We start from the raw sequence: 19,933 nt of genomic DNA, 5'->3' as shown, positions 1-19,933 counted from the left end.
GCGCGTGCTAAAGAGAACCAGAAGGAAGGGCCAGCACACCGCCGAAGGCGCGCCAGCCGCAGAGAGGGGCGGGCGAGAAGGGCAGCGGCCTTACGCCGCACGTCCTTCTCGCCCGCAGGCGATGCGTATGTTGGGGGCCGCGTCGCGTGCGACCGCAACTACTTTTCGAGCGTGCGCATGAAGGCCGAGATCGCCTCAAGGCCGCGGCGCAGGTCGTCGGGGTTGTCGGAGTACGCATAGCCGATGCGCATGCTGTGCGGCTCCTCGAAGGCGTCGCCGGGCGTGACGAGGGCGCCCGTGGTCTTGACCATGTCGACGCAGAAGTCGTAGGAGTCGATGTCGTAGTCGTAGTAGACGAGGGCGGTGGTTCCGGCCTCGGGCCTCACGAACGAGAGATGCGGCTCGGAGTCGACCCACTCCGCAAGAACCTGCAGGTTCTTGCGGACGATGCGGTGGCTGCGACCCAGAATCGCGTCGCGGTGCGCCAGGGCATAGGCCGCAACCTCCTCGTCGAACAGGCCGCAACTGATGAGGTCGTAGTCGCGGTGACTCAGCAGGTCGTGACGGAGCTGCACGTCTTTCGTGATGCACCAGCCAAGGCGCACGCCGGCCATGGACCAGACCTTGGACATGGAGCTCACGACGACGGCCTTGTCGTACAGGTCGATGGGCGAGGTCGTGAACGCGTCGCTGTCCTGCACCAAGAGACGGTACACCTCGTCGAACACGAGCCATGCGTCATGTCTGCGGGCGATGTCCACAATGTTGCGAATCTCCTCCTCGGAAAGCAGGGCTCCCGTGGGGTTGTCCGGGTTGTTGATGCAGATGACCTTGACGTTGTCCCCGCAGAGGGCTTCGAGCCTCTCTGCGTCCACGTGGTAGTGCCGCTCCTTGTCCAGATGCAGGATGCTCACCTTGGCGCCGCACATCTCGGGGATGGAATAGAGCTGCTGGTAGGTGGGCATGACGGACACGACGTGGTCACCCGGCTCGCACAGGGTCGTGAGCACGAGGTGGTTTGCGCCGGCCGCTCCATGCGTGGGGATGACATGCTCTGGCCTGACCGTCTGGTACAGGCCGCATATGCCCTGCAGGAACTTTGGGTTGCCCTCGATGTCGCCATACGTCAGGCGACGCTTGCAGAACGCGTCCAGAAACTCCCGGCGCACCTTCGCCCCGGCCGCCGCCGAGCCCTCGCACAGCTCGAACACCTCGTCGAGGGACATGGAGTACGTGCAGGTCTCGGCCACGTTGTAGCGGCACTTCGTCTCCCACGCGTTCATCCACTGCTCTACCTTGAAGTCCTTGATCTTCATGACGACCTCCGTTGCGGCGCCCACCAGATTCGGGCGCGTCCGCCTAGCCTGCCCGTACGTTGACTGTTCTTCTCGCCCGCTACAGCGCGACCACGGAACCCAGCCCGCGCTCGACGGCGCGGTCGTAGGCCATGCGCGACACCGCAAGGTCCTGTACGGCGATTCCCGAGGTGTCGAACACCGTCACCTGGTCCTTGGACGTGCGACCCCCCGCCTTGCCGGCGATGAGCTCGCCCAGCTCCGCCACGATGTGGCCCGGCGTGATGGCGCCCTGCCTGACGGGCACCTCGAGCTCGCCGGACGACACGCTCTGCGCGCGGTCGTCCACGTAGACGCGGGCCGCCGCCACAAGGTCGGACGCAAGCTCCTGCTTGCCCTCCATGTCCGCGCCGACCGCGCTGATGTGCGTGCCGGGACGCACCCAGTCGCGCTGGACCACGGGGTCGGTCGCCGGCGTGATGGTGATAATCGCGTCGGCGGCGCCTGCCGCGGCCTTGCCGTCCGCTACTGCGACGAGCTCGTAAGCGCGCTCCGCACCCGCCGTGGCCAGGATGTCCGCAACCTCACCGCGCATGAGCTCGACGCGCGACTCCGGTGCCTCCTCCTTGCGCGGGTCCCACACCTCGACGTGGTCTATGGCGGGGCAGGCGGCAAGCGTCGCCGCCACCATGTACGTGCTCATGTGGCCCGCGCCGACGACCAGCAGTCGCGACGCGTCCCTGCGCGCCAGCCACTTCACGCCCAGCGCCGCGGCCGCCCCGGTGCGCAGCCCTGTGATGGCGCCGGCGTTCAGGACCGCCAGCGGGGCGCCCGTACCGTTGTCACACAAAAACGTGGTACCAAAGACCTCTGGCAGGCCACGGCTGGGGTTGCCCGAGAACCACGACGTGAGCTTGAGCCCAAACAGCCCGCTGGCCGCAAGCTCGCCGGAGCGGATGTCCATGTCAGAGGCGCCGGGCACAAACTGCTCGTACACCATGGGCCACGCTTTGGCCTCCCCCTCCGCCTTCTGGCGGTAGGCGTCCTCCACCGCCTCAAGCGCATCGGTCACGGTAAGGACCTTCGAGATGTCTTCCGCGGAAAGTACCCTGATCTGCGTCATGCTTCGTCCTGTCTGACACGGGCTCCTGGATCCGGCCTGCCCGTAGCGCGGGCCCCATACCCACGCCGCTCATGACAACGACTTTACGTGCCCAAGGCCTGATGTTCGAGGGCAACTTGTTGTTTTTGTCTACAATAGGTTTTGGGGTGAAAAGAACATTTCTTTTGAATTTGCGAGCTATTTGCCATGGTGATTGTTCTTCTCGGCAGTTTTTGCGTTGTGTTTTTGGACCTACAGGAGCCTATGATGATCTATACCGTCTCGGACTTCATGAACTCGTACGCCCAGAGCATGCGGCTCCTTGCGGGCGCCGGCGGGCTTTCGCGCGCCATCGGCCAGGTGGGCATCCTCGACTACGAGCTCATGCCCGGGCTCAAGACCCGCTACCAGCGCGTCAACTTCGAGCCGGGCCAGCTTGTGCTCTCGACGTTTCTGTATGCGCACGACGACCCGTGGCTTATTGGCGAGGCCGTGAAGTACCTGGTCGGACGCGGTACAAGCGGCCTCGTGATCAAGAACGTGCTGCACCTGGACATACCGGACTCCACGCTTCGCTATGCAAACGCGCGCGACTTCCCGCTGTTCTTGACGACCCGCGACGACTTCTTCTTCGACACGGTCATAGCCCAGGTGGACCGGCGCGTGGCCGAGCTCGCGGACGCGTCGTTTGCGCAAAACGAGCTGGATCTGATGACGCGCGAGCCTGCAAGCCGCGAGGTCGTGCGCGCCCACGCGCTGCGCCTGAACCCGAGCTTTGGCGAGGAGCACGTGGCCGTCTACGTTGCGGAGCCTCCTTCGCAGGCCGGACTTGCGCAGGCGCTCGCACGCTACCACGAAAGCCGGCTCTTTGGCCTGCGCTGCCTGCTGGCGCCCTACGACGACGGCCTGCTGTACGTCGCGAGCGCGGACTCCGACGTCGTGAACGGTCGGGCGCAGCTGGACGAGCTGGTAAGCGTCCTGCGTGCGGACGTTCTTGAGCACGAGGTGACGGCGCCGGTTGGCGTGAGCTGCGTCCACTTTGACCTTGGGCAGATGGGCGACGCCGTGCTCGAAGCGCGAAGGTCGGCCCTCGTTGCCCGCAGGCGCGGCGGCGGCACCGTGCACTACGCAGACCTGGGCGTGCTGAGGGCGCTTCTGCCCTGCGCTCGTGACGCGCGGGTGAACGCGTGGGCAGACTCGGTGCTCGAGCCGCTGCGGAGCTTTGACGCAGAGACGGGTTCCAGCCTGCTGCAGACGCTCGAGGCGTACTGCGACGCCGACGAGTCCGTGGAGGCCGCCGCACGCGCACTGGGCCAGCACCCCAATACCATCCGCTACCGCCTGGGCAAGATCGCCTCCGTATGCGGCCTCAGCTACAAGTCGCACGCGCAGATGGAGCAGCTGTCCGTCGCGCGCAAGATCGCGCTCTGCCAGGAGCTCCTTGCGCAGTAGCGGCCCGCGGCGGCGCCCCTAGGCGCGCGCCCGCTCCAGTATCTGCCGCGTCTGGTCCAAAAAGACGCGCATCTCTTCCGGCGTGCCCACGGTCACGCGCAGCCACGGGCGCAACCTCCTGGTATCGTAGTGGCGCGTCAGCACGCCGGCCGGTCGCAGCTCTGCGCACCACGTTCGCGCGTCGAGGCTAGGGTGCGACGCCAGCAGAAAGTTCGTGCTCGAGGGCAGCACCGCAAAGCCCATGGCCTCGAGCTCGGCACGGACCGCCTCGCGCGTGCGCACCGTGTTGGCAACCGTCGCACGATAGTACTCCGGGTCGGAAAGCGCCGCGATACCCACGGCCATGGTCGGTGCGCTCAGGTTAAACGGATTGAATGCAAACTTGATGTCTTCCAGGTCCTTCACCAGGTCCGCCTGAGCAATGGCGTAGCCAATGTGCGCGCCGGCCAAGTTTCTGGACTTGCTCATGGTGTGCACCACTATCAGGTTGCGGTGCCTGCGCACCAGCGGCACGCAGCTCTTGCCGCAGTAGTCCACGTAGGCCTCATCCAACACCACAAGACGCTCCGGCCGCGAGGCCACGATCTTCTCGACCTCGTCGATACCCAACGCGATTCCCGTTGGCGAGTTGGGGTTCGCCAAGAGCACGTGGCGGTCCGTCGCGCACAGCGCCGCAACGTCGACGCCAAAGTCGTCGCGCACAGGCACGTACTCCCAGTCGAGCCCAAAGGTAACTGCAAAGTCATGGTAGAAGCCGTATGTCACGTCCGGAAAGCACACGCGAGAGCCCGGCCCCATGAACGTCTGCATCACAAAGCCCAACACCTCGTCCGAGCCGTTGCCCACGAACACCTCTTCCGCGTCCACGCCGTACACCCGCGCCACGGCACGCCGCAGCGGCATGCAGTACGGGTCGGCATAGTGGCCCAGCCCCTTGAAGAGCCCCTCGTCGCACAGCGCCTCGCGCACGCGCGGACTCGGGGCAACGCTGGTCTCGTTCGCGTTCAGCTTGACGTATGCGCGGTCCTTTGGCTGCTCTCCGGGACGATACGGGCACGCGTTCGCAAAGCGACTTGCAAGAAACTCGCTCATGTGGATCTTCCTCCCCTGGGCCCTGGCGCCTCCCGTGCAAGCCTCGCGTCACATGGCCACCACACACGAAGGCACCCCTTCCCCGCATAAAGGTACGAGGAAGGGGCATCTAAGCCAAACGCGATTTTTGTAGCTAGCGACAAACTCCCGCGCGGGCGAGAAGAGCCTGCCACGCGCCGGCAAGCCGTCCTCAGACGCCGCGGCCCTTGCCGTTCGAGAGCAGTCCGCGCATGACCTGCTCCGGTCCCGCGCCGTCGTAGCGGGCGAGGGCGGTGATCTTCTCCCTCATGCGCAGCTCGTGGACCTCGTCCTCAAGCTCGCGCACGCGCCTGCGCAGCCGGTCGATCTCCTTGTCGCGCTCCATGGCGCGCTCGCGCATGTCCAGGATCCTCACCACGCCGGCGAGGTTGATGCCCTCGTCCGTCAGCTTGCTGATGAGGTTCAGCCGCTCGATGTCGCCCTGCGAGTACAGGCGCGTGTTGCCGCGCGAGCGCCCGGGCGTCACCAGCCCCTTCTGCTCGTACACGCGCAGGGTCTGCGGGTGCATGCCCGTCAGCTCGGCAGCCACGCTGATCATGTACAGCGGCTTGCTCTTGTCGTCTTCGTCCCTATGCGCCATAGCGCTCCACGTCCTTTCGGTAGTCGCGCTTGTCGTTATCCCTCATGACCTGCAGCGACTCCCTCTCCTTGGGCGAGAGGTGCGTAGGCACCTTTACTTTCACCGTCACGTACATCGCGCCACGGCTTCCCTTGTGCTTCACGTCCGGGGCGCCAAGGTCCCTGAACCGGAACGTCTTGCCGTCCTGGGTGCCCGCCGGCACCTTCAGCCTGACCTCGTGCCCGTCCGGCGTGGGAACGTCCACCTGGGCACCCAGCGCCGCCTCGAACACGCTGATAGGCACCTCCATGCGCACGTCCGCGCCGTCGCGCTTGAACAGCGGGTGCTCGGCCACGTTCGTGGTCACCACAAGGTCGCCGCGCGCGCCGCCGTTCATGCCATACTCGCCGCGGCCGCGGTAGCGGAGCTTGCCCCCGTCCACGGCGCCGGCCGGCACCTTCACGGTAAGCGACTGGCGCTCGCCCGTGGAGGGTATGGTGTACGACACCTTGCGCTGTGCCCCGGAGAACGCCTCCTCGGCAGAGATGTCGATGGACATGGTGAGGTCCCCGCCCTTGACGGGCCTGTTCGACCGTGCCGCGCCGGGGCCTCCCGCCCCGCCGAAGATGGACGAGAAGTCGAACCCGCCAAACGCGCCGTCACCGCTCCTGATGTTGTCGAATATCTCGGACCAGTCGGCACCGTTCGCGCCCGTCGTGTACGTGTACGTGCGGTTGCGTCCGCCCGATCCGCCAAAGTCCGCGCCGGGGATGCCGCCGAACATCAGCAGCTGGTCGTACTCCTTGCGCTTCTGGGGATCGGAGAGCGTCGTGTACGCCTCGCTGATCTCCTTGAACTTCTGCGCGTCGCCGCCCGCGTCCGGATGGTACTTCACGGCCAGCTTGCGGAAGGCCTTCCTGATCTCGTCGGCGTCGGCGTCGCGCTTCACGCCAAGGATGTCGTAGTAGTTCCTCTTGTCCGTCATGCGAGCTAACGCCTCCTTCCAAATAGCCGCGCCCGAACCTGCTGGGCCCGGGCGCGTTGGTCAACTTACCTTGTTACTCGGCGTCGGCGGCCTTGCCGGCATCCTTCGCGCCGCCCTCGGCCTCGGAGTCGTCCTCCGGCTTGGGGGTCGGGCGCTTCGGCCCGCCAAAGGTAACCGTCACCATTGCGTTCCTGATGACCTTGCCACCCATGGAGTAGCCCTTCTGGTACACCTGGGCCACGGTCTCGTCGTAGGCGTCCTTGTTCTCCTCGCGACCGACCGCCTGGTGAATCAGCGGGTCAAACGGCTCGCCCACGGGGTCGATCACCTCGACGCCCTCCTTCGCCAGGACGGAGAGCATCTTGTCGTGCACCGCGTTCACGCCGTCCACAAACTGCATCAGGCTCTCGTTGTCCGCGTCGTTCTTCGCGGCATGCTCGGACGCGCGCTCCATGTCGTCCAAGACCGGCAGCAGGTTCACCACGAGCTTCTCGGCCGCGCGCTCGCGCTCGTCCAGGCGCTCCTGGGCCGTACGCCTACGGTAGTTGTCCCAGTCCGCCTGCAGGCGCACGAGGCGCTCGCTTGCGTCCGCGGCCTGCTTCTTCGCGGCCTCGACGTCGGCAGCGGCCTCCTCAAGCTGCTTCTGCAGCTCGTCGCGCTCCGCGCGCACCTTGCTTGCGTCCGCCTTGAAGTCCTCGGCGGCAGCGGCCTCGCCCGCACGCTTCGCAGCCTCCACGCGAGCCGCCTCCTCCTCGGGATCCAGCTCGTCCGTCGCCTTCGCTTCCGGCGCGGCCTGGGCCTCAGTGGATTTGCTCTTCTCCTCCGCGTCCTCGACTGGCACCTTCACGTCACCCTCCTTCGGGAATCCCCCAAGGGGCGGCCCTCAGACCGCCCCTCAGGTAGCTATCGTTCGCTCGACGCGACGAGCTTACTTGTTGTCCTTGTCGTCGTCCACGACCTCGTAGTCCGCGTCCACAACGTCGTCGGGGTCACCGGTCGGCTGTGCGGCGCCCGCGCCGGCGCCAGCGGCGGTCTGCGCGTTCGTGTCGCTGTAGACGATCTCGGCCAGCTTGTGGCCAACCTCCTGCAGCTTGTCGCCGGCAGCCTTGATGGCGTCCATGTCCGTACCGTCCAGGGCCTTCCTGGCCTCGGCGACCGCGTCCTCCACCTGCTTCTTCATGTCGGCGGGAACCTTGTCGCCCAGGTCCTTCAGCGTCTGCTCGGTGCTGTACGCAAGGGAGTCGGTCTGGTTGCGGACCTCGATCTCGTCCTTGTGCTTCTTGTCCTCCTCGGCGTGGGACTCGGCGTCCTTCACCATGCGGTCGACCTCGTCGTCGGAAAGCGCGGTGGAGCCGCTGATCGTGATCTGCTGCGACTTGCCGGTGGCCTTGTCCTTGGCGGTGACCTTCACGATGCCGTTGGCGTCGATGTCGAACGTGACCTCGATCTGGGGCACGCCACGACGCGCCGCGGGGATGCCGGTGAGCTGGAACTTGCCCAGGCTCTTGTTGTCTGCGGCCATCTCGCGCTCGCCCTGCAGGACGTTGATCTCGACGGAGGTCTGGTTGTCGGCGGCGGTGGAGTACACCTCGGTCTTGGAGGTCGGGATCGTCGTGTTGCGGTCGATCATCTTGGTCATCACGCCGCCCATGGTCTCGACGCCAAGGGAAAGCGGGGTGACGTCCAGAAGCAGGATGCCCTCGACGTCGCCGGTCAGGACGCCGCCCTGGACGGCAGCGCCGTCAGCGACGACCTCGTCCGGGTTCACGGACATGTTCGGCTGCTTGCCGGTCATCTGCTTCACGAGCTCCTGGACGGCGGGCATACGGCTGGAGCCGCCGACGAGGATGACCTCGTTCACATCAGAAATCTGCAGGTTGGCGTCACGCAGGGCCTTGGTCACAGGCGCCTTGCAGCGGTCGAGAAGATCGCGGGTGATGCGCTCGAACTCCGCACGGGTCAGCGTGTAGTTCAGGTGCTTGGGGCCCGTCGCGTCAGCGGTGATGAACGGCAGGTTGATGTCAGCCTGCTGCGCGCTCGACAGCTCCTTCTTCGCGTTCTCCGCGGCCTCCTTCAGACGCTGCAGCGCCATCGGGTCCTTGCGCAGGTCGATGTTGTTGTCCTTCTGGAACTTGTCGGCCATCCAGTCGATGACCTTCTGGTCCCAGTCGTCGCCGCCCAGGTGGTTGTCGCCGTTGGTGGCCAGGACCTCGACCACGCCGTCCGCGAGGTCAAGCAGGGACACGTCGAAGGTGCCGCCGCCCAGGTCGAACACGAGGACCTTCTGGTCGATGCCCTTCTTGTCCAGGCCGTAGGCAAGCGCGGCGGCCGTCGGCTCGTTCACGATACGCTTGACGTTCAGGCCCGCGATCTTGCCGGCGTCCTTCGTCGCCTGACGCTGGGCGTCGTTGAAGTACGCGGGGACGGTGATGACGGCATCGGTGACGGTCTCGCCCAGGTACTTCTCGGCGTCGGCCTTCATCTTCGACAGGATCATCGCGGAGATCTGCTCCGGCGTGTAGTCCTGGCCGTCGATTTCGACGACGGCGCGGGAGCCGGTACCGCTCTTCACGGTGTACGGGACGGTCTTCAGCTCGGAGCCAACCTCGTCGTAGCGACGGCCCATGAAGCGCTTGATCGAGAAGACGGTGTTCTTTGGGTTCGTAACGGCCTGGTTCTTCGCGGCCTTGCCGACGATGCGGTCGCCGTCGGGACGGAAGCCCACGACGGACGGGGTGGTGCGGTCGCCCTCCGCGTTCACGATGATGGTGGGCTTGCCACCCTCGAGCACGGCCATTGCCGAGTTAGTAGTACCAAGGTCGATGCCAAGAATCTTTGCCATGGTGTAGTTCCTTTCCCTGTCTCCCAAGGACCGGCCGCGCCGGCTTCGGGACGTTCTATCCTCGTTGTACAATCCTCATTGTTCCCATGCGTTTTGATTCTATACATAATCTAAGTCCTCACACATTAGATTTTTTGAAATTTGCGCTATAGGGTTCGGCCATGGCGGCAGCGTTTCTCGCCATGCGACATCCGTGCAGGTAAACGCCATTGTTTGACCACGGGTGCCACCCAGTGGGACCATCGGTACCAGGCAAAGACCTCATGTGGCGCCCCTGTGGAGGCCACGGAAGTGGAGAAGATCATGAAGCTCCTGATTGCGTCCGACATCCATGGCGCGGCCCGGTGGTGCGCGCGGCTCATGGACGCCATCGACGCCGAGCAGCCGGACCGCGTGGTGCTGCTGGGCGACCTCCTGTACCACGGCCCGCGCAACGACCTCCCGGCGGACTACGCCCCGAAGGAGGTCATCGCCATGCTGAACGGCATCGCGGACCGCGTCATCTGCGTGCGAGGCAACTGCGAGGCGGAGGTCGACCAGATGGTGCTCGACTTCCCGTGCATGGCGGACTACGACGTGCTGTGGGACCCGACTGCGCCAAACCCGCAGGCGGCCGGCGCCGGGCGCGAGCTGTTCCTTACCCACGGCCACGTGTGGGGCCCCGGCATCCACAACTCCGTGGACCACATGCCCACGCTTCCGGCGGGCGCCGCAATCGTCTATGGCCACACGCATAAGAAGGTGAACCAGCAGAGCGAGGCGAACCCCAACGTGCGGTGCTTCAACCCGGGCAGCGTGGGCATCCCCAAGGACGGCTCGCACAGCTACGGGGTCTATGCGGACGGAGAGTTCCAGCACCGCATCCTGGGGTAGCGCGGGACTCTTCGCGCGAGTCCGCCGGGCCAGTCGGCGGCCGGCGGGCCAGGCGGCGGCCGTCCCGGCGCAAGGCGTCTGCAAGGCGAAAGCGACATCAGGCGAGAAGGACCAGCGACCATGGCCGCCAGTCCTTCTCGCCTGCCTTATCTATTTGTTTGAGCGTGTATCCGAGCGCCAGGTTGACAGGCTACGCATCGCCCTTTTTCGGCATCTTCGCGTACGCCACGAAGCACAGGATCATCTGCACCAGCATGAAGAAGAAGTACGCGAGGAAGAGCACCATGGCGACCGCGTAGAGGATGCCCGCCACAAGCGCGAAGGCTCGCTTGCCCATGAAGTACGCCAGTGCGTTGAACACGACTGCGACGACGGTAAGGGCCAGATGGGGAGTCACGAGCATGGTCGCGAGGCCCGCGCCCGCTTGAGACGCGGAGTCCGCGCCTACGGACCCGGCCGCACCGCCCCCAAACCAGTACCAGAGGCTGTAGACCACATATGCCACGCCCAGAACGAGCGCGACCAAGAGGAGTTTGCTGCGTTTCACGAGTAAAGCCTGCCTTTCACGTTCCTGCGTACCTGCTACGAGAGACTGATCTTCTGCTCTGCCAGGGGCGTCTTGCCGTCGAACATGTTCTCGACCGCGTACACCTTGACCTCGATGTCCGACGTGTCCTTCACGCTGTAAGCCTCCTGCACCTGGACGGAGTGCCCCGCCTGGACGTTAGTGAGCAGCGAGTTACCATCCGCCGCGTCGGTCGCGGCCGCGTCGCACTGGACGCCGTTCTGGTAGACCTCCGTGTACGTGGAGGACGTGAACGACTGCGCCTCCTTGTTCGACACGTTCGTGAAGGTGTAGTTGACGACGACGCAGGGGTTGCCATCGTAGTCGGTCGCCATCTGCGCGCCGTCGATCGTCACCTTGACGGAGGCCTCCTTCTTGGGATCGGCCTTCTTGGTGGTCTGCTCCTGCTTTGCAGAGGAGGAGCTGTCCGACGACTTGGGGCTGGAGGCAGAGCCGCCCGATCCGCACCCCGCAAGCGCGAGCACGAGCGCGCCGGATGCCGCACAAGCACCAATGATTGCCCTTTTGATTCTCATGTTCTTCTCCTCGTCCCGAACCCGTCCGTGTTTGCGCCGCGCCGCGGCCTGCGACACGCCATGGCCTGGGCCACGGCGCACGTCAGGCACGCGCGTTTGCGCGCACGACCGATGTTAGGTTTCAGGAAGTGCAAAGTCCTCTGCTGGCAGCAGAGTCGGGCAAATTGGGCCGCGCAAGGTTGCCGGCCGCATCTTCCGGCCGACGGACGCATGGGACGCCGATGGCCTCTTGGAGCGTGGGGCCACGCACTACGCGCAAACGACAGCGCCGTTGCTGGCCCCGGCGATGACGACGGCCGCGATATCCAGCGCAAACAGCGCCGCAAGCCACAGCAGGTGCATGACCTCCCGACGCAGCAGCACGCGCACGCGCCCGTCCGGGCGGTCGTAGCGTCCCAGCCCAAGCATGCAGCACACGGGCTCCAAGCCAAAGGCAAACGCAACCCACACGGCCAGGCCAACTCCCAGCGCCGCGGAGTACGGCCCGTACTCGTCCGTCGGCCTAAACACCATGTACCAGCACGAGACCGCCAGCAAGACGGTACTGAACGCCGCGAACGTGGCAAGAAGGACGCAGGCCGCCTTCGTCCCGGCCCCGGCGGCACGAAACGCCGTCCAGAGGTCCCGGGCGCGAACGTGCCCGGCGGGCCGCGTGCCCCAGACGCGCGCGGGGCAAGCATCGCCCACCGCGCCCCGCGGCGAAACCTCATCCGCCTGCGTGGCCGCAAGCGCACGGTCTAGCTCCCCCACAGACTGGTAGCGGGTCGAAGGCTCGAAGGAGGTTGCCTTCCTGATAACATCGCGCAGGTCCGGCGGCACAAGCGGCGACTCCTGCGCCGCCGCGTCGAACGATGCGTCCTGCGGGTCCGCCGCCGTGAGCGCGTACGCCAGCACGCGGCCGAGCGAGAACACGTCCGACCTTGCATCCGTCTGCGCAAACCCATACTGCTCCGGCGCAGCAAACCCCCACGTGCCCAGGCGCGTGGTGTCGTGCGAGGCCCCGTCCACGCGCATGCGCGCGATCCCCAGGTCGATGAGGTGCGCTCCGTCCGCGGCCACCACCACGTTGCCAGGCGCGACGTCCCGGTGCACCACGCCCGCCGCATGAAGCGGCGCAAGCGCCTGGCACAGCTGCCGCGCCAGCGCAACCGCAGCCTCCGCCGCCAGCGGACCCCGCCCGCTCACGAGCTCGCGCAGCGTGGGCCCCTCGACGTAGTCGTACACCGCCACGAGCGCATCCGGCAGGCGGTACAGCTCCCGCACGCGCGGCAGGCGAGAAACGCCTGGGTCCTTGGCCGGGCCATCCCCCATGGAGTGGTCGCCTGCCTTGGCCGCAGGCTCGCCCGCCTCCGCGTCCGCCGCCGCAAGCTCCGCCACCTGCAGCGCGCGCCACGCGGGCTCGTTCGCGAGCGGCGCCGGCATGCGCTTGCGCACCAGCAGCGCGGGCTCGCCCGCCCGCGCCACGCGGCGCGCCACGAGCTCCGTCGTGCCGCCGTCGCCCTCGGCCAGCGTGCGCACGGGCACAAACGAGTCATCCAGGTCCATCGCGGCCAGCAGCGCCTGGTCTTCCGGGTCGGCCGACGCCATCAGCCCACGGCTCCCGCGCCGTCGGCGCCGATGGTCTTCTCGCCCAGGCGAAACAGCTCGTCGTCGCACTCGAAGCGGCTGTAGCCGTGCTCCAGGCAGAATATGATCACGGCGTCGCGGCGTACCTTGCAGTACAGCTCGGAGTGGCCGGCGCGGCGCAGCAGGCGCTGGGCCTCGCGCAGGCTGCAAGCCAGGCCAAACGCGAGCGCTATGGCCGTGTCGCGGCTGGGGCGACGCACGCCCTGGAACACCTGGTAGCCAAACGAGGGGCTCACGTCGCACGCGCGCAGCACGTCCGCGCGCGTCAGACCCTTCTCTTGCAGGAGGGTGCGCAGGTAGGGGGCAAGGTCGCGCTCCCCCACCTGCGTCTGGTCCAGGTACTCCTGCGGCGTGGCACTTGCGAGCAGGCGCGCCAGCAGCTCCTCCGTGAGGGGCTCGCGCTCGCCGCCGGCAGGGCCGCGGCCCGCGCCGCTAGCCAAGGGCCGCCTCGCGACCCAGCTCAAACGCCCTCAGGTTCGCGTCCACCGTCTTGGGCGGCACGCGGCGCCTGATGGCGTCCTCCCACTCCTCGCGCGCAAACGGCAGCGCCGTGGAAAGCGCGCCCACCAGCACCACGTTGGTGGAGCGGGGACTGCCCGCCTCGCGCGCGATGGCACCGGCGTTCATGCGCGTGGCGCCCAGCGCGTCCAGGCGCTGGTCCACGTTCTGCGGCATGGTTGCGTTTCCTATGTTCACGGGCACGGGGGTGATCGTCTCGTCGTTCACGAACAGCCGGCCGCCCTCGCGCAGGAACTGCTGGTTGCGCAGGGCCTCCATCGCCTCGAACGCCACCAGGACGTCCGCGCAGCCCGGGTCGCAGATCATGCTGTCGACCCTCTGGCCCATGCGGATGATCGTGCTGACCGATCCGCCGCGCTGGCTCATGCCGTGGATCTCGGACACCTTCACGTCCAGGCTGGCCTCGCTCGCGCACATGGCGAGGATGTTGCCGGCCAGGATCGTGCCCTGCCCGCCCACGCCCACTAGCAGGACGGTCATGGTCTTCTCCAACGTGACGCGCTGTCCAAGCTCGATGGTCGAGGCCTGCGCGGATGCGGTTGCGTGTGGCATGCTACTCCTCCTCGAACGCGATGCAGCCAAACGGGCAGCTCTGCACGCACTGGTTGCAGCCGATGCACTGGGTCGGGTCGATCTGCGCGGTGCCGTCCTCCGCCTTGCCCAGGGCCGGGCAGCCAATCTGGATGCACGATCCGCACGCGCGGCAGTCCGTGATGCGCGGCGCCGGGCGAGAAGAGCGGTCGACCAGGCGGCACGGGCTCTTGAAGATGACGACGCTCAGCCGGTCCGTATGCGACGTGGCCTCCTTGAGCGCGCGGCGGATGGCCCTCAGGTCCTGCGCGTCCACCACGCTCACCTCGTCCACGCCGATGGCCCGGCACAGCGCCACCAGGTCGAGCGGCTTGCCGGCGGGGCGGTCGAGCATGGTCGGCTTTTCCGCCGCGTCCACGAGGGGAGAGACGCGCGCCGCCTGCTCCGTGAGCGTGAGGCCGTTCACGGGGTTGCCCTGGGTGCCGGTCATGGCCGTCGTGCGGTTGTCCAGGATGCAGAGCGTGCCGGTGCCGCCGTTGTACACGGTGCCCAGCAGGCTCGTGATGCCGGAGTGCGCGAACGTGGAGTCGCCGATGACGCCCACGACGGGGCGACCCGTGCGCTCCTGCGCGCCGGCGAGCTCCATGCCATGCGCCATCGAGAGGGAGGCGCCCATGTCGATGACGGAGTCTACCGCCTTGTACGGCGCGACGGCGCCGAGCGTGTAGCAGCCGATGTCGCCGGTCACAATGGCGTGCATGCGCCGCAGCTCGCAGAAGACCAGCCGGTGCGGGCAGCCGGCGCAGAACGCGGGCGGGCGCGGCGGCAGGTCCTGCGCCGCCTCCTTGTGGGAGGGCAGCTCCGCGCCGAAGCTGGCGCGAATGTGCGAGGGGAAGATCTCGCCGGAGCGCGGCAGCGGCGCCGCGGGCGGCTCGCTCAGGTCGATGCCCATGGCGGCGATGGCGTCGCGGAAGTAGCGGCACGTCTCCTCGACCACGTACACCTTGTCCACGGACGCCGCGAACTTGCGCAGGCGCTCCGGCGGCAGCGGCCACGTGAGGCCGAGCTTGAACGTGGACGCGTTCGGCAGCGCCTCGCGCACGTGGTTGTACAGCGCGCCGGCCACGATGACGCCGATGCCGGTATCGCGCATCTCGACCCGGTTGAGCTCGCTCTTCTCGGCAAACTGCTCCAGGGCGTCCTCGCGCGCGTTCGTGGCCTGGATGCGGCCCACGGCAAACGCCGGCATCATGACGTACTTCTGGGGCTGCGACGCGTAGTCGCGCAGCGGCGCGTCCTCGCGCTCGCCCGCGGGGTCAACCATCGTGCGCGTGTGCGCGATGCGCATGGTCTCATGCAGCATGACGGGGGTGTCGAAGCGCTCGGAGAGCCCAAACGCCGCGCGACTGAACTCGTAGGCCTCCTGCGAGTCCGCGGGATCCAGGCACGGGATGCGCGCGAACGCCGCGTACGTGCGGGAGTCCTGCTCGTTCTGCGAGCTGTAGCACGACGGGTCGTCCGCGGCCAGCACCACAAGGCCCGCGTTCACGCCCGTGTTCGCGACGGACATGAACGGGTCCGCCGCGACGTTGACGCCCACGTGCTTCATGGTCACGAGCGTGCGCGCGCCGGCCATGGCCGACCCTATGCCCACCTCGAGCGCGACCTTCTCGTTGGGCGACCACTCGCAGTAGACGTCCTCGTGCCTGACCAGGTTCTCGAGCGTCTCCGTCGAGGGCGTGCCGGGATACCCCGTGCCAACCCTGACGCCGGCCTCCCACGCGCCCTGCGCTATGGCCTCGTTGCCCGAAAGCAGCTGCTTTGCCATCGATTCTCCCATCGCCAACCCGCGGCGGGCCGCATGCGCCGCCCCACCGCAGGACTCACGTCACGAGCACCGGGCTCGTGCCAGGGCTCCATTGTCTAGGATAGTTGTTTCGATTTTGACAACAAGGGCGCATGGCGGGCAAGCGGCGGCAACGCGCGCCACGGGCGAGAAGCGCAAAGGGGACGGGGCCGCGCGCGGCGACCCCGTCCCCTGTCTCGCTCATGTCATGCGGCGCATGCCGCGGTGCCTGGGCCGCCGCCCCGGACTACTCGTAGTCGCCGACGGAGATCCAGCTGAGGAGGAAGTCCTTCTCGACCACGCGACCGCGCGCAAGCTCGGCCGCCGCGACGATGGGGAACCACTGGCTGACGTACTCGACCGTGGTGCCCTGCAGCTCGCAGTAGGTCTTGAGGTAGGTCTCCGCGAAGTCGTCCTGGCCGTTCAGCTTGAAGTGCAGGTACGAGACCGCGCAGTCCGCGGAGCCGTCGCCCTGGCTGGCGTGGGCCCAGTCGCAGATGCACGCGGTGCCGTCCTCGCGGACGATCACGTTGGAGGGGACGAAGTCGCCGTGGCAGATCTTCTGGTGGTTGGGCATGCCGTCCAGGCGCATCAGCAGGTCGTAGCGGGTGGACTCGTCCAGTACCTCCGTGACGGAGTTGATCATGCGCGTGTACTTGTCCTTCTGGCGGTTCAGGAGGTCGTTCCTGTGCTTGTGCACGTCGAGCTGGAGCCTCACGAAGTCCTTCATGATGCCGTCCAGCTTGGAGGGGTCCTCGTCCGCAAGCTCGCGCATAGTCTTGCCCGCGACCTTCTTGGTGACGAGCGCCCAGGAGCCGTCGACCTTGCTGACCTCGACGAGCTCGGGCACGTCGATGCCGGCCTGGTCCGCGCGGGCGAGGTTCAGCGCCTCGTTGAAGACGTCCGCGTGCGGCTTCGTGGCGTTGAAGACCTTGGCGACGGTGTCACCGCAGTCGTAGACGACCTTGTTGTGACGGGTCTTGATGACCTTCTTGTCCTTGGGTAGTTCCATGGTGCAGTCATCTCCTCATCTTGCGTGTACGACAAGAAACGCTACTCGGAATCGCGGATGGTCAGGCCCTTGTCCTCGTAGGAGGTCGCAGGACGTCCGTAATAGGCGTCCAGGTACAGGGACTTGATCTCGGCCACGAGCGGGTAGCGCGGGTTCGCGCCGGTGCACTGGTCGTTGAATGCGTTGAGGGACATCTCGTCGAGCGTGTCGAGGAAGTACTTCTCGTCCACGCCGTAGTCGGCGATGGTCTTCTTGACGCCGATGTACTCCTTCAGGTCCTCGATGCCCTGCATGAAGTTCTCGAACACCTCGTCGTCGTCCTTGCCGGTGAACCCGCAGAAGCGACCCATCTCGGCGTAGCGCTTCTTCGCCTGCGGGTACTGGTACTGGGAGAACGTGCCCATGCGGGTGGGACGCTCGGCCGCGTTGTAGCGGGCGACGCGGGTGAGGATGACCGCGTTGGCCCAGCCGTGCGGGATGTGGTGGTAGGCGCCGAGCTTGTGCGCCATGGAGTGGTTCACGCCGAGGAAGGCGTTCGCGAAGGCCATGCCGGCGAGGCAGGAGGCGTTCGCCATGTGGTCGCGGGCCTCGACGTTGGTGGGCTCGCTGTAGGCGGTCGGCAGGTAGTCGAACACGAGCTTCGCGGCCTTGAGCGCGATGGCGTCGGTGTAGTCGGACGCCATGATGGAGACGTAGGCCTCCATGGCGTGGGTGAGGACGTCGATGCCGGAGGCGGAGGTGAGGCCCTTGGGCTGCGTCATCATGTTGTCGGTGTCGACGATGGACATGGTCGGCATGAGCTCGTAGTCCGTGATGGGCCACTTGATGCCGGTCTCGGCGTCCGTGATGATGGCGAACGGCGTGACCTCGGAGCCGGTGCCCGAGGAGGTCGGGATCGCGACGAACTTGGCCTTCTCGCCCATCTTCTTGAAGCGGTAGACGCGCTTGCGGATGTCCATGAAGTCGACAGCCATGTCGTCGAACTTCTCCTCCGGGTGCTCGTACATGGTCCACATGATCTTGCCGGCGTCCATCGCGGAGCCGCCGCCGATGGCGATGATCACGTCAGGCTCGAACGCGCGGAGCAGCTCTACGCCCTTCTGAGCGTCCTGCAGCTTCGGGTCGGGCGAGATGCTCCAGAAGCTGGAGTGGACGATGCCCATCTTGTCCAGGGGCTCCTCGATCTTCTTGGTGAAGCCGGACTTGTACAGGAAGGAGTCCGTGACGATGAAGGCGCGCTTGCAGCCGTAGACCTCCTTGAGCTCGCGGAGGGCGACGGGCATGCAGCCCTTCTTGAAGTAGACCTTCTCGGGGGTACGGAACCAGAGCATGTTCTCACGCCTCTCTGCGACCGACTTGATGTTGAGCAGCTGGTGAACGTCGACGTTGCCGGAGAAGGAGTTGCCACCCCAGGAGCCGCAGCCCAGCGTGAGGGACGGCGTGAGCTGGAAGTTGTAGATGTCGCCGATGCCGCCCTGGGCAGCAGGGGTGTTGATGAGGATACGGCAGGTCTTCATGGCGTTCGCGTGCTTCTGGACCTTCTCGGTCTCGCGCGTGTCGATGAAGAGCGAGGAGGTGTGGCCGTAGCCGCCGTCCGCGACGAGGCGGGACGCCTTCGCGAGCGCGTCGTCGAAGTCGCTCGCGCGGTACATGCCGAGGATGGTCGTGAGCTTCTCGTGCGCCCAGGGGTTGGAGGGCTCGACGGACTCGGTCTCGCCGATGAGGACCTTCGTCCAGGCGGGAACCTCGACGCCGGCGGCCGCGGCGATCTTGGTGGCGGGCTGGCCGACCATTTTCGCGTTGACGGCGCCGTTCACGATGACGGTGTTGCCGACCTTGTCGATGTCGTCGCCCTGCAGGAAGAACGCGCCGCGCTTCTGGAACTCGGCCTTGACCGCGTCGTACACGCCGTCGAGGACGATCACGTTCTGCTCGGTCGCGCAGATCATGCCGTTGTCGAACGTCTTGGACTGCATGATGGAGTTGACGGAGTTCACGACGTCGGCGGAGTCGTCGATGATGGCGGGGTTGTTGCCCGGGCCGACGCCGAGGGCGGGGGTGCCGGAGCTGTACGCGGCGTTGACCATGCCGGGGCCACCGGTCGCGAGGATGATGTCCGCCTCGGACATGAGGGTGTTGGTGGCGACCAGGGACGGCTTCTCGATCCAGCCGACGATGCCTGCCGGGGCGCCGGCCTCGACCGCGGCCTCGAGCACGATGCGGGCGGCCTCGGTGGTGCACTTCTTCGCGCGCGGGTGCGGGCTGATCATGATGGCGTTGCGGGTCTTCAGGCACAGCAGCGTCTTGAAGATCGCAGTGGAGGTGGGGTTCGTGGTGGGGATGACCGCAGCGACGACGCCGAGGGGCTCGGCGATCTTCGTCATGCCGTAGGCCTTGTCCTCCTCGATGACGCCGCACGTCTTGGTGTCACGATACTTGTTGTAGACGAACTCGGCCGCGAAATGGTTCTTGATGACCTTGTCCTCCACGACGCCGTAGCCGGTCTCCTCGTAGGCGAGCTGGGCCAGGGGGATGCGCTCCTTGTTGGCCGCAAGCGCTGCCGCCTTGAAGATCTTGTCGACCTGCTCCTGGGTGTACGTGGCGAACTTCTTCTGGGCCTCACGCATCTGGGCGAGCTTCTCGGTCAGCTCCTCGTCGCTGCGGACGATGATGGCCGCGCCGTCATCGCGAGTTGGCTCTTCGACCTGCGGAGCTTTTGTCTCGGGGGCTTCGGACATGTCTTCTCCTTCTGTCTTGATACGCCCGAGACGCCTGAGTCACGGGCATACGTCGCCTTACGACTAGTCCCAATTGTATTTGACGTGGAGATTTTTTGCTAAGTCGAATCGAAAACGTTTCCAGTCCACATCGTTCTGATGACGTTGGCTAGCGAATGATATTCATTTCAAAAACCCCGGAATGCCTGCACGTTCGCCCTTCGCAGGTCGCAGACGGTGTTAGTCGCAATTGACATTTTTCTGAATACGGGGCGAGAAGAACCGCATACCAACAATTCGCATGGCGTATGCATCCGTGCGAAGTCCATGGCCGTACGAGCA

At 66.3% G+C, this 19,933-nt stretch carries 17 protein-coding genes; 2 read left to right on the top strand and 15 right to left on the bottom strand.

What is annotated here, in order from left to right:
• Window positions 1–158 precede the first annotated feature (158 nt).
• Window positions 159–1,316, bottom strand: a complete 1,158-nt coding sequence (locus ACTQWE_RS00785; protein WP_441855100.1) for an aminotransferase class I/II-fold pyridoxal phosphate-dependent enzyme — start codon at window positions 1,314–1,316, stop codon at window positions 159–161.
• A 79-nt stretch (window positions 1,317–1,395) separates the two neighbouring features.
• A complete protein-coding gene (locus tag ACTQWE_RS00780; protein ID WP_441855098.1) occupies window positions 1,396–2,418 on the bottom strand; it encodes an ornithine cyclodeaminase family protein in 1,023 nt (340 codons plus the stop codon).
• 246 nt (window positions 2,419–2,664) lie between these two features.
• On the opposite strand from ACTQWE_RS00780, the gene ACTQWE_RS00775 reads away from it, so the two are divergent.
• A complete protein-coding gene (locus ACTQWE_RS00775; protein WP_441855097.1) occupies window positions 2,665–3,849 on the top strand; it encodes a PucR family transcriptional regulator in 1,185 nt (394 codons plus the stop codon).
• 18 nt (window positions 3,850–3,867) lie between these two features.
• Here ACTQWE_RS00775 and ACTQWE_RS00770 read toward each other — a convergent pair whose 3' ends face one another.
• The 5 genes from ACTQWE_RS00770 to dnaK form a co-directional block, all read right to left on the bottom strand.
• A complete protein-coding gene (locus ACTQWE_RS00770; protein WP_441921192.1) occupies window positions 3,868–4,941 on the bottom strand; it encodes a pyridoxal phosphate-dependent aminotransferase in 1,074 nt (357 codons plus the stop codon).
• Window positions 4,942–5,131: 190 nt separating this feature from the next.
• Window positions 5,132–5,560, bottom strand: coding sequence for a heat shock protein transcriptional repressor HspR (locus ACTQWE_RS00765; protein WP_373578148.1), 429 nt, complete (start codon window positions 5,558–5,560; stop codon window positions 5,132–5,134).
• Window positions 5,550–6,524 (bottom strand): DnaJ C-terminal domain-containing protein, encoded by a 975-nt coding sequence (locus ACTQWE_RS00760; RefSeq protein WP_441855092.1) that lies wholly within the window; start codon window positions 6,522–6,524, stop codon window positions 5,550–5,552. Before ACTQWE_RS00760 ends, ACTQWE_RS00765 begins: the two co-directional genes overlap by 11 nt.
• Before the next feature lie 73 nt (window positions 6,525–6,597).
• Window positions 6,598–7,371 carry a nucleotide exchange factor GrpE gene (locus ACTQWE_RS00755; protein ID WP_441855091.1) on the bottom strand — a complete coding sequence of 258 codons (774 nt, stop codon included), beginning with the start codon at window positions 7,369–7,371 and terminating at the stop codon, window positions 6,598–6,600.
• Window positions 7,372–7,452: 81 nt separating this feature from the next.
• On the bottom strand, window positions 7,453–9,366 hold the full coding sequence (gene dnaK, locus ACTQWE_RS00750; RefSeq protein ID WP_441921191.1) for a molecular chaperone DnaK: 1,914 nt from the start codon (window positions 9,364–9,366) through the stop codon (window positions 7,453–7,455).
• Window positions 9,367–9,669: 303 nt separating this feature from the next.
• Here dnaK and yfcE point away from each other — a divergent pair, with 303 nt between their 5' ends.
• Complete coding sequence (yfcE, locus tag ACTQWE_RS00745) at window positions 9,670–10,239, top strand: phosphodiesterase (protein WP_441855148.1); 570 nt, start codon at window positions 9,670–9,672, stop codon at window positions 10,237–10,239.
• Between the two features lie 190 nt (window positions 10,240–10,429).
• On the opposite strand, the gene ACTQWE_RS00740 is transcribed toward yfcE, so the two are convergent.
• The 8 genes from ACTQWE_RS00740 to adhE form a co-directional block, all read right to left on the bottom strand.
• Entirely contained in the window at window positions 10,430–10,786 is a 357-nt protein-coding gene (locus ACTQWE_RS00740; protein WP_441855087.1) for a hypothetical protein, read from the bottom strand.
• A 35-nt stretch (window positions 10,787–10,821) separates the two neighbouring features.
• Complete coding sequence (locus ACTQWE_RS00735) at window positions 10,822–11,340, bottom strand: DUF5067 domain-containing protein (RefSeq protein ID WP_441855085.1); 519 nt, start codon at window positions 11,338–11,340, stop codon at window positions 10,822–10,824.
• Between the two features lie 249 nt (window positions 11,341–11,589).
• Window positions 11,590–12,927: a serine/threonine-protein kinase gene (locus ACTQWE_RS00730; RefSeq protein WP_441855084.1), complete on the bottom strand. Its 1,338-nt coding sequence runs from the start codon at window positions 12,925–12,927 to the stop codon at window positions 11,590–11,592.
• Complete coding sequence (locus ACTQWE_RS00725) at window positions 12,927–13,406, bottom strand: helix-turn-helix domain-containing protein (RefSeq protein WP_170103876.1); 480 nt, start codon at window positions 13,404–13,406, stop codon at window positions 12,927–12,929. Before ACTQWE_RS00725 ends, ACTQWE_RS00730 begins: the two co-directional genes overlap by 1 nt.
• On the bottom strand, window positions 13,399–14,037 hold the full coding sequence (locus ACTQWE_RS00720; protein WP_441855083.1) for an indolepyruvate oxidoreductase subunit beta: 639 nt from the start codon (window positions 14,035–14,037) through the stop codon (window positions 13,399–13,401). Before ACTQWE_RS00720 ends, ACTQWE_RS00725 begins: the two co-directional genes overlap by 8 nt.
• A gap of 1 nt (window position 14,038) precedes the next feature.
• On the bottom strand, window positions 14,039–15,844 hold the full coding sequence (locus tag ACTQWE_RS00715) for a thiamine pyrophosphate-dependent enzyme (RefSeq protein WP_441855081.1): 1,806 nt from the start codon (window positions 15,842–15,844) through the stop codon (window positions 14,039–14,041).
• 265 nt (window positions 15,845–16,109) lie between these two features.
• Window positions 16,110–16,874, bottom strand: a complete 765-nt coding sequence (locus ACTQWE_RS00710; RefSeq protein WP_441855080.1) for a phosphotransferase family protein — start codon at window positions 16,872–16,874, stop codon at window positions 16,110–16,112.
• 41 nt (window positions 16,875–16,915) lie between these two features.
• Window positions 16,916–19,612, bottom strand: coding sequence for a bifunctional acetaldehyde-CoA/alcohol dehydrogenase (gene adhE / locus ACTQWE_RS00705; RefSeq protein WP_441855079.1), 2,697 nt, complete (start codon window positions 19,610–19,612; stop codon window positions 16,916–16,918).
• Between the last annotated feature and the right edge of the window lie 321 nt (window positions 19,613–19,933).

It is taken from the genome of Parafannyhessea sp. LCP19S3_B1 (assembly GCF_052121955.1).
Taxonomy (GTDB): Bacteria; Actinomycetota; Coriobacteriia; order Coriobacteriales; family Atopobiaceae; genus Parafannyhessea.
This window is presented reverse-complemented; position numbering and strand designations above follow the sequence as displayed.

Coding starts and splice junctions, on each gene's coding strand:
- ACTQWE_RS00735 (WP_441855085.1), bottom strand. CDS start 11,340: ATGAGAATCAAAAGGGCAATCATTGGTGCTTGTGCGGCATCCGGCGCG.
- ACTQWE_RS00710 (WP_441855080.1), bottom strand. CDS start 16,874: ATGGAACTACCCAAGGACAAGAAGGTCATCAAGACCCGTCACAACAAG.
- ACTQWE_RS00730 (WP_441855084.1), bottom strand. CDS start 12,927: ATGGCGTCGGCCGACCCGGAAGACCAGGCGCTGCTGGCCGCGATGGAC.
- ACTQWE_RS00780 (WP_441855098.1), bottom strand. CDS start 2,418: ATGACGCAGATCAGGGTACTTTCCGCGGAAGACATCTCGAAGGTCCTT.
- ACTQWE_RS00715 (WP_441855081.1), bottom strand. CDS start 15,844: ATGGCAAAGCAGCTGCTTTCGGGCAACGAGGCCATAGCGCAGGGCGCG.
- ACTQWE_RS00760 (WP_441855092.1), bottom strand. CDS start 6,524: ATGACGGACAAGAGGAACTACTACGACATCCTTGGCGTGAAGCGCGAC.
- ACTQWE_RS00765 (WP_373578148.1), bottom strand. CDS start 5,560: ATGGCGCATAGGGACGAAGACGACAAGAGCAAGCCGCTGTACATGATC.
- ACTQWE_RS00785 (WP_441855100.1), bottom strand. CDS start 1,316: ATGAAGATCAAGGACTTCAAGGTAGAGCAGTGGATGAACGCGTGGGAG.
- adhE (WP_441855079.1), bottom strand. CDS start 19,612: ATGTCCGAAGCCCCCGAGACAAAAGCTCCGCAGGTCGAAGAGCCAACT.
- ACTQWE_RS00720 (WP_441855083.1), bottom strand. CDS start 14,037: ATGCCACACGCAACCGCATCCGCGCAGGCCTCGACCATCGAGCTTGGA.
- ACTQWE_RS00770 (WP_441921192.1), bottom strand. CDS start 4,941: ATGAGCGAGTTTCTTGCAAGTCGCTTTGCGAACGCGTGCCCGTATCGT.
- yfcE (WP_441855148.1), top strand. CDS start 9,670: ATGAAGCTCCTGATTGCGTCCGACATCCATGGCGCGGCCCGGTGGTGC.
- ACTQWE_RS00775 (WP_441855097.1), top strand. CDS start 2,665: ATGATCTATACCGTCTCGGACTTCATGAACTCGTACGCCCAGAGCATG.
- dnaK (WP_441921191.1), bottom strand. CDS start 9,366: ATGGCAAAGATTCTTGGCATCGACCTTGGTACTACTAACTCGGCAATG.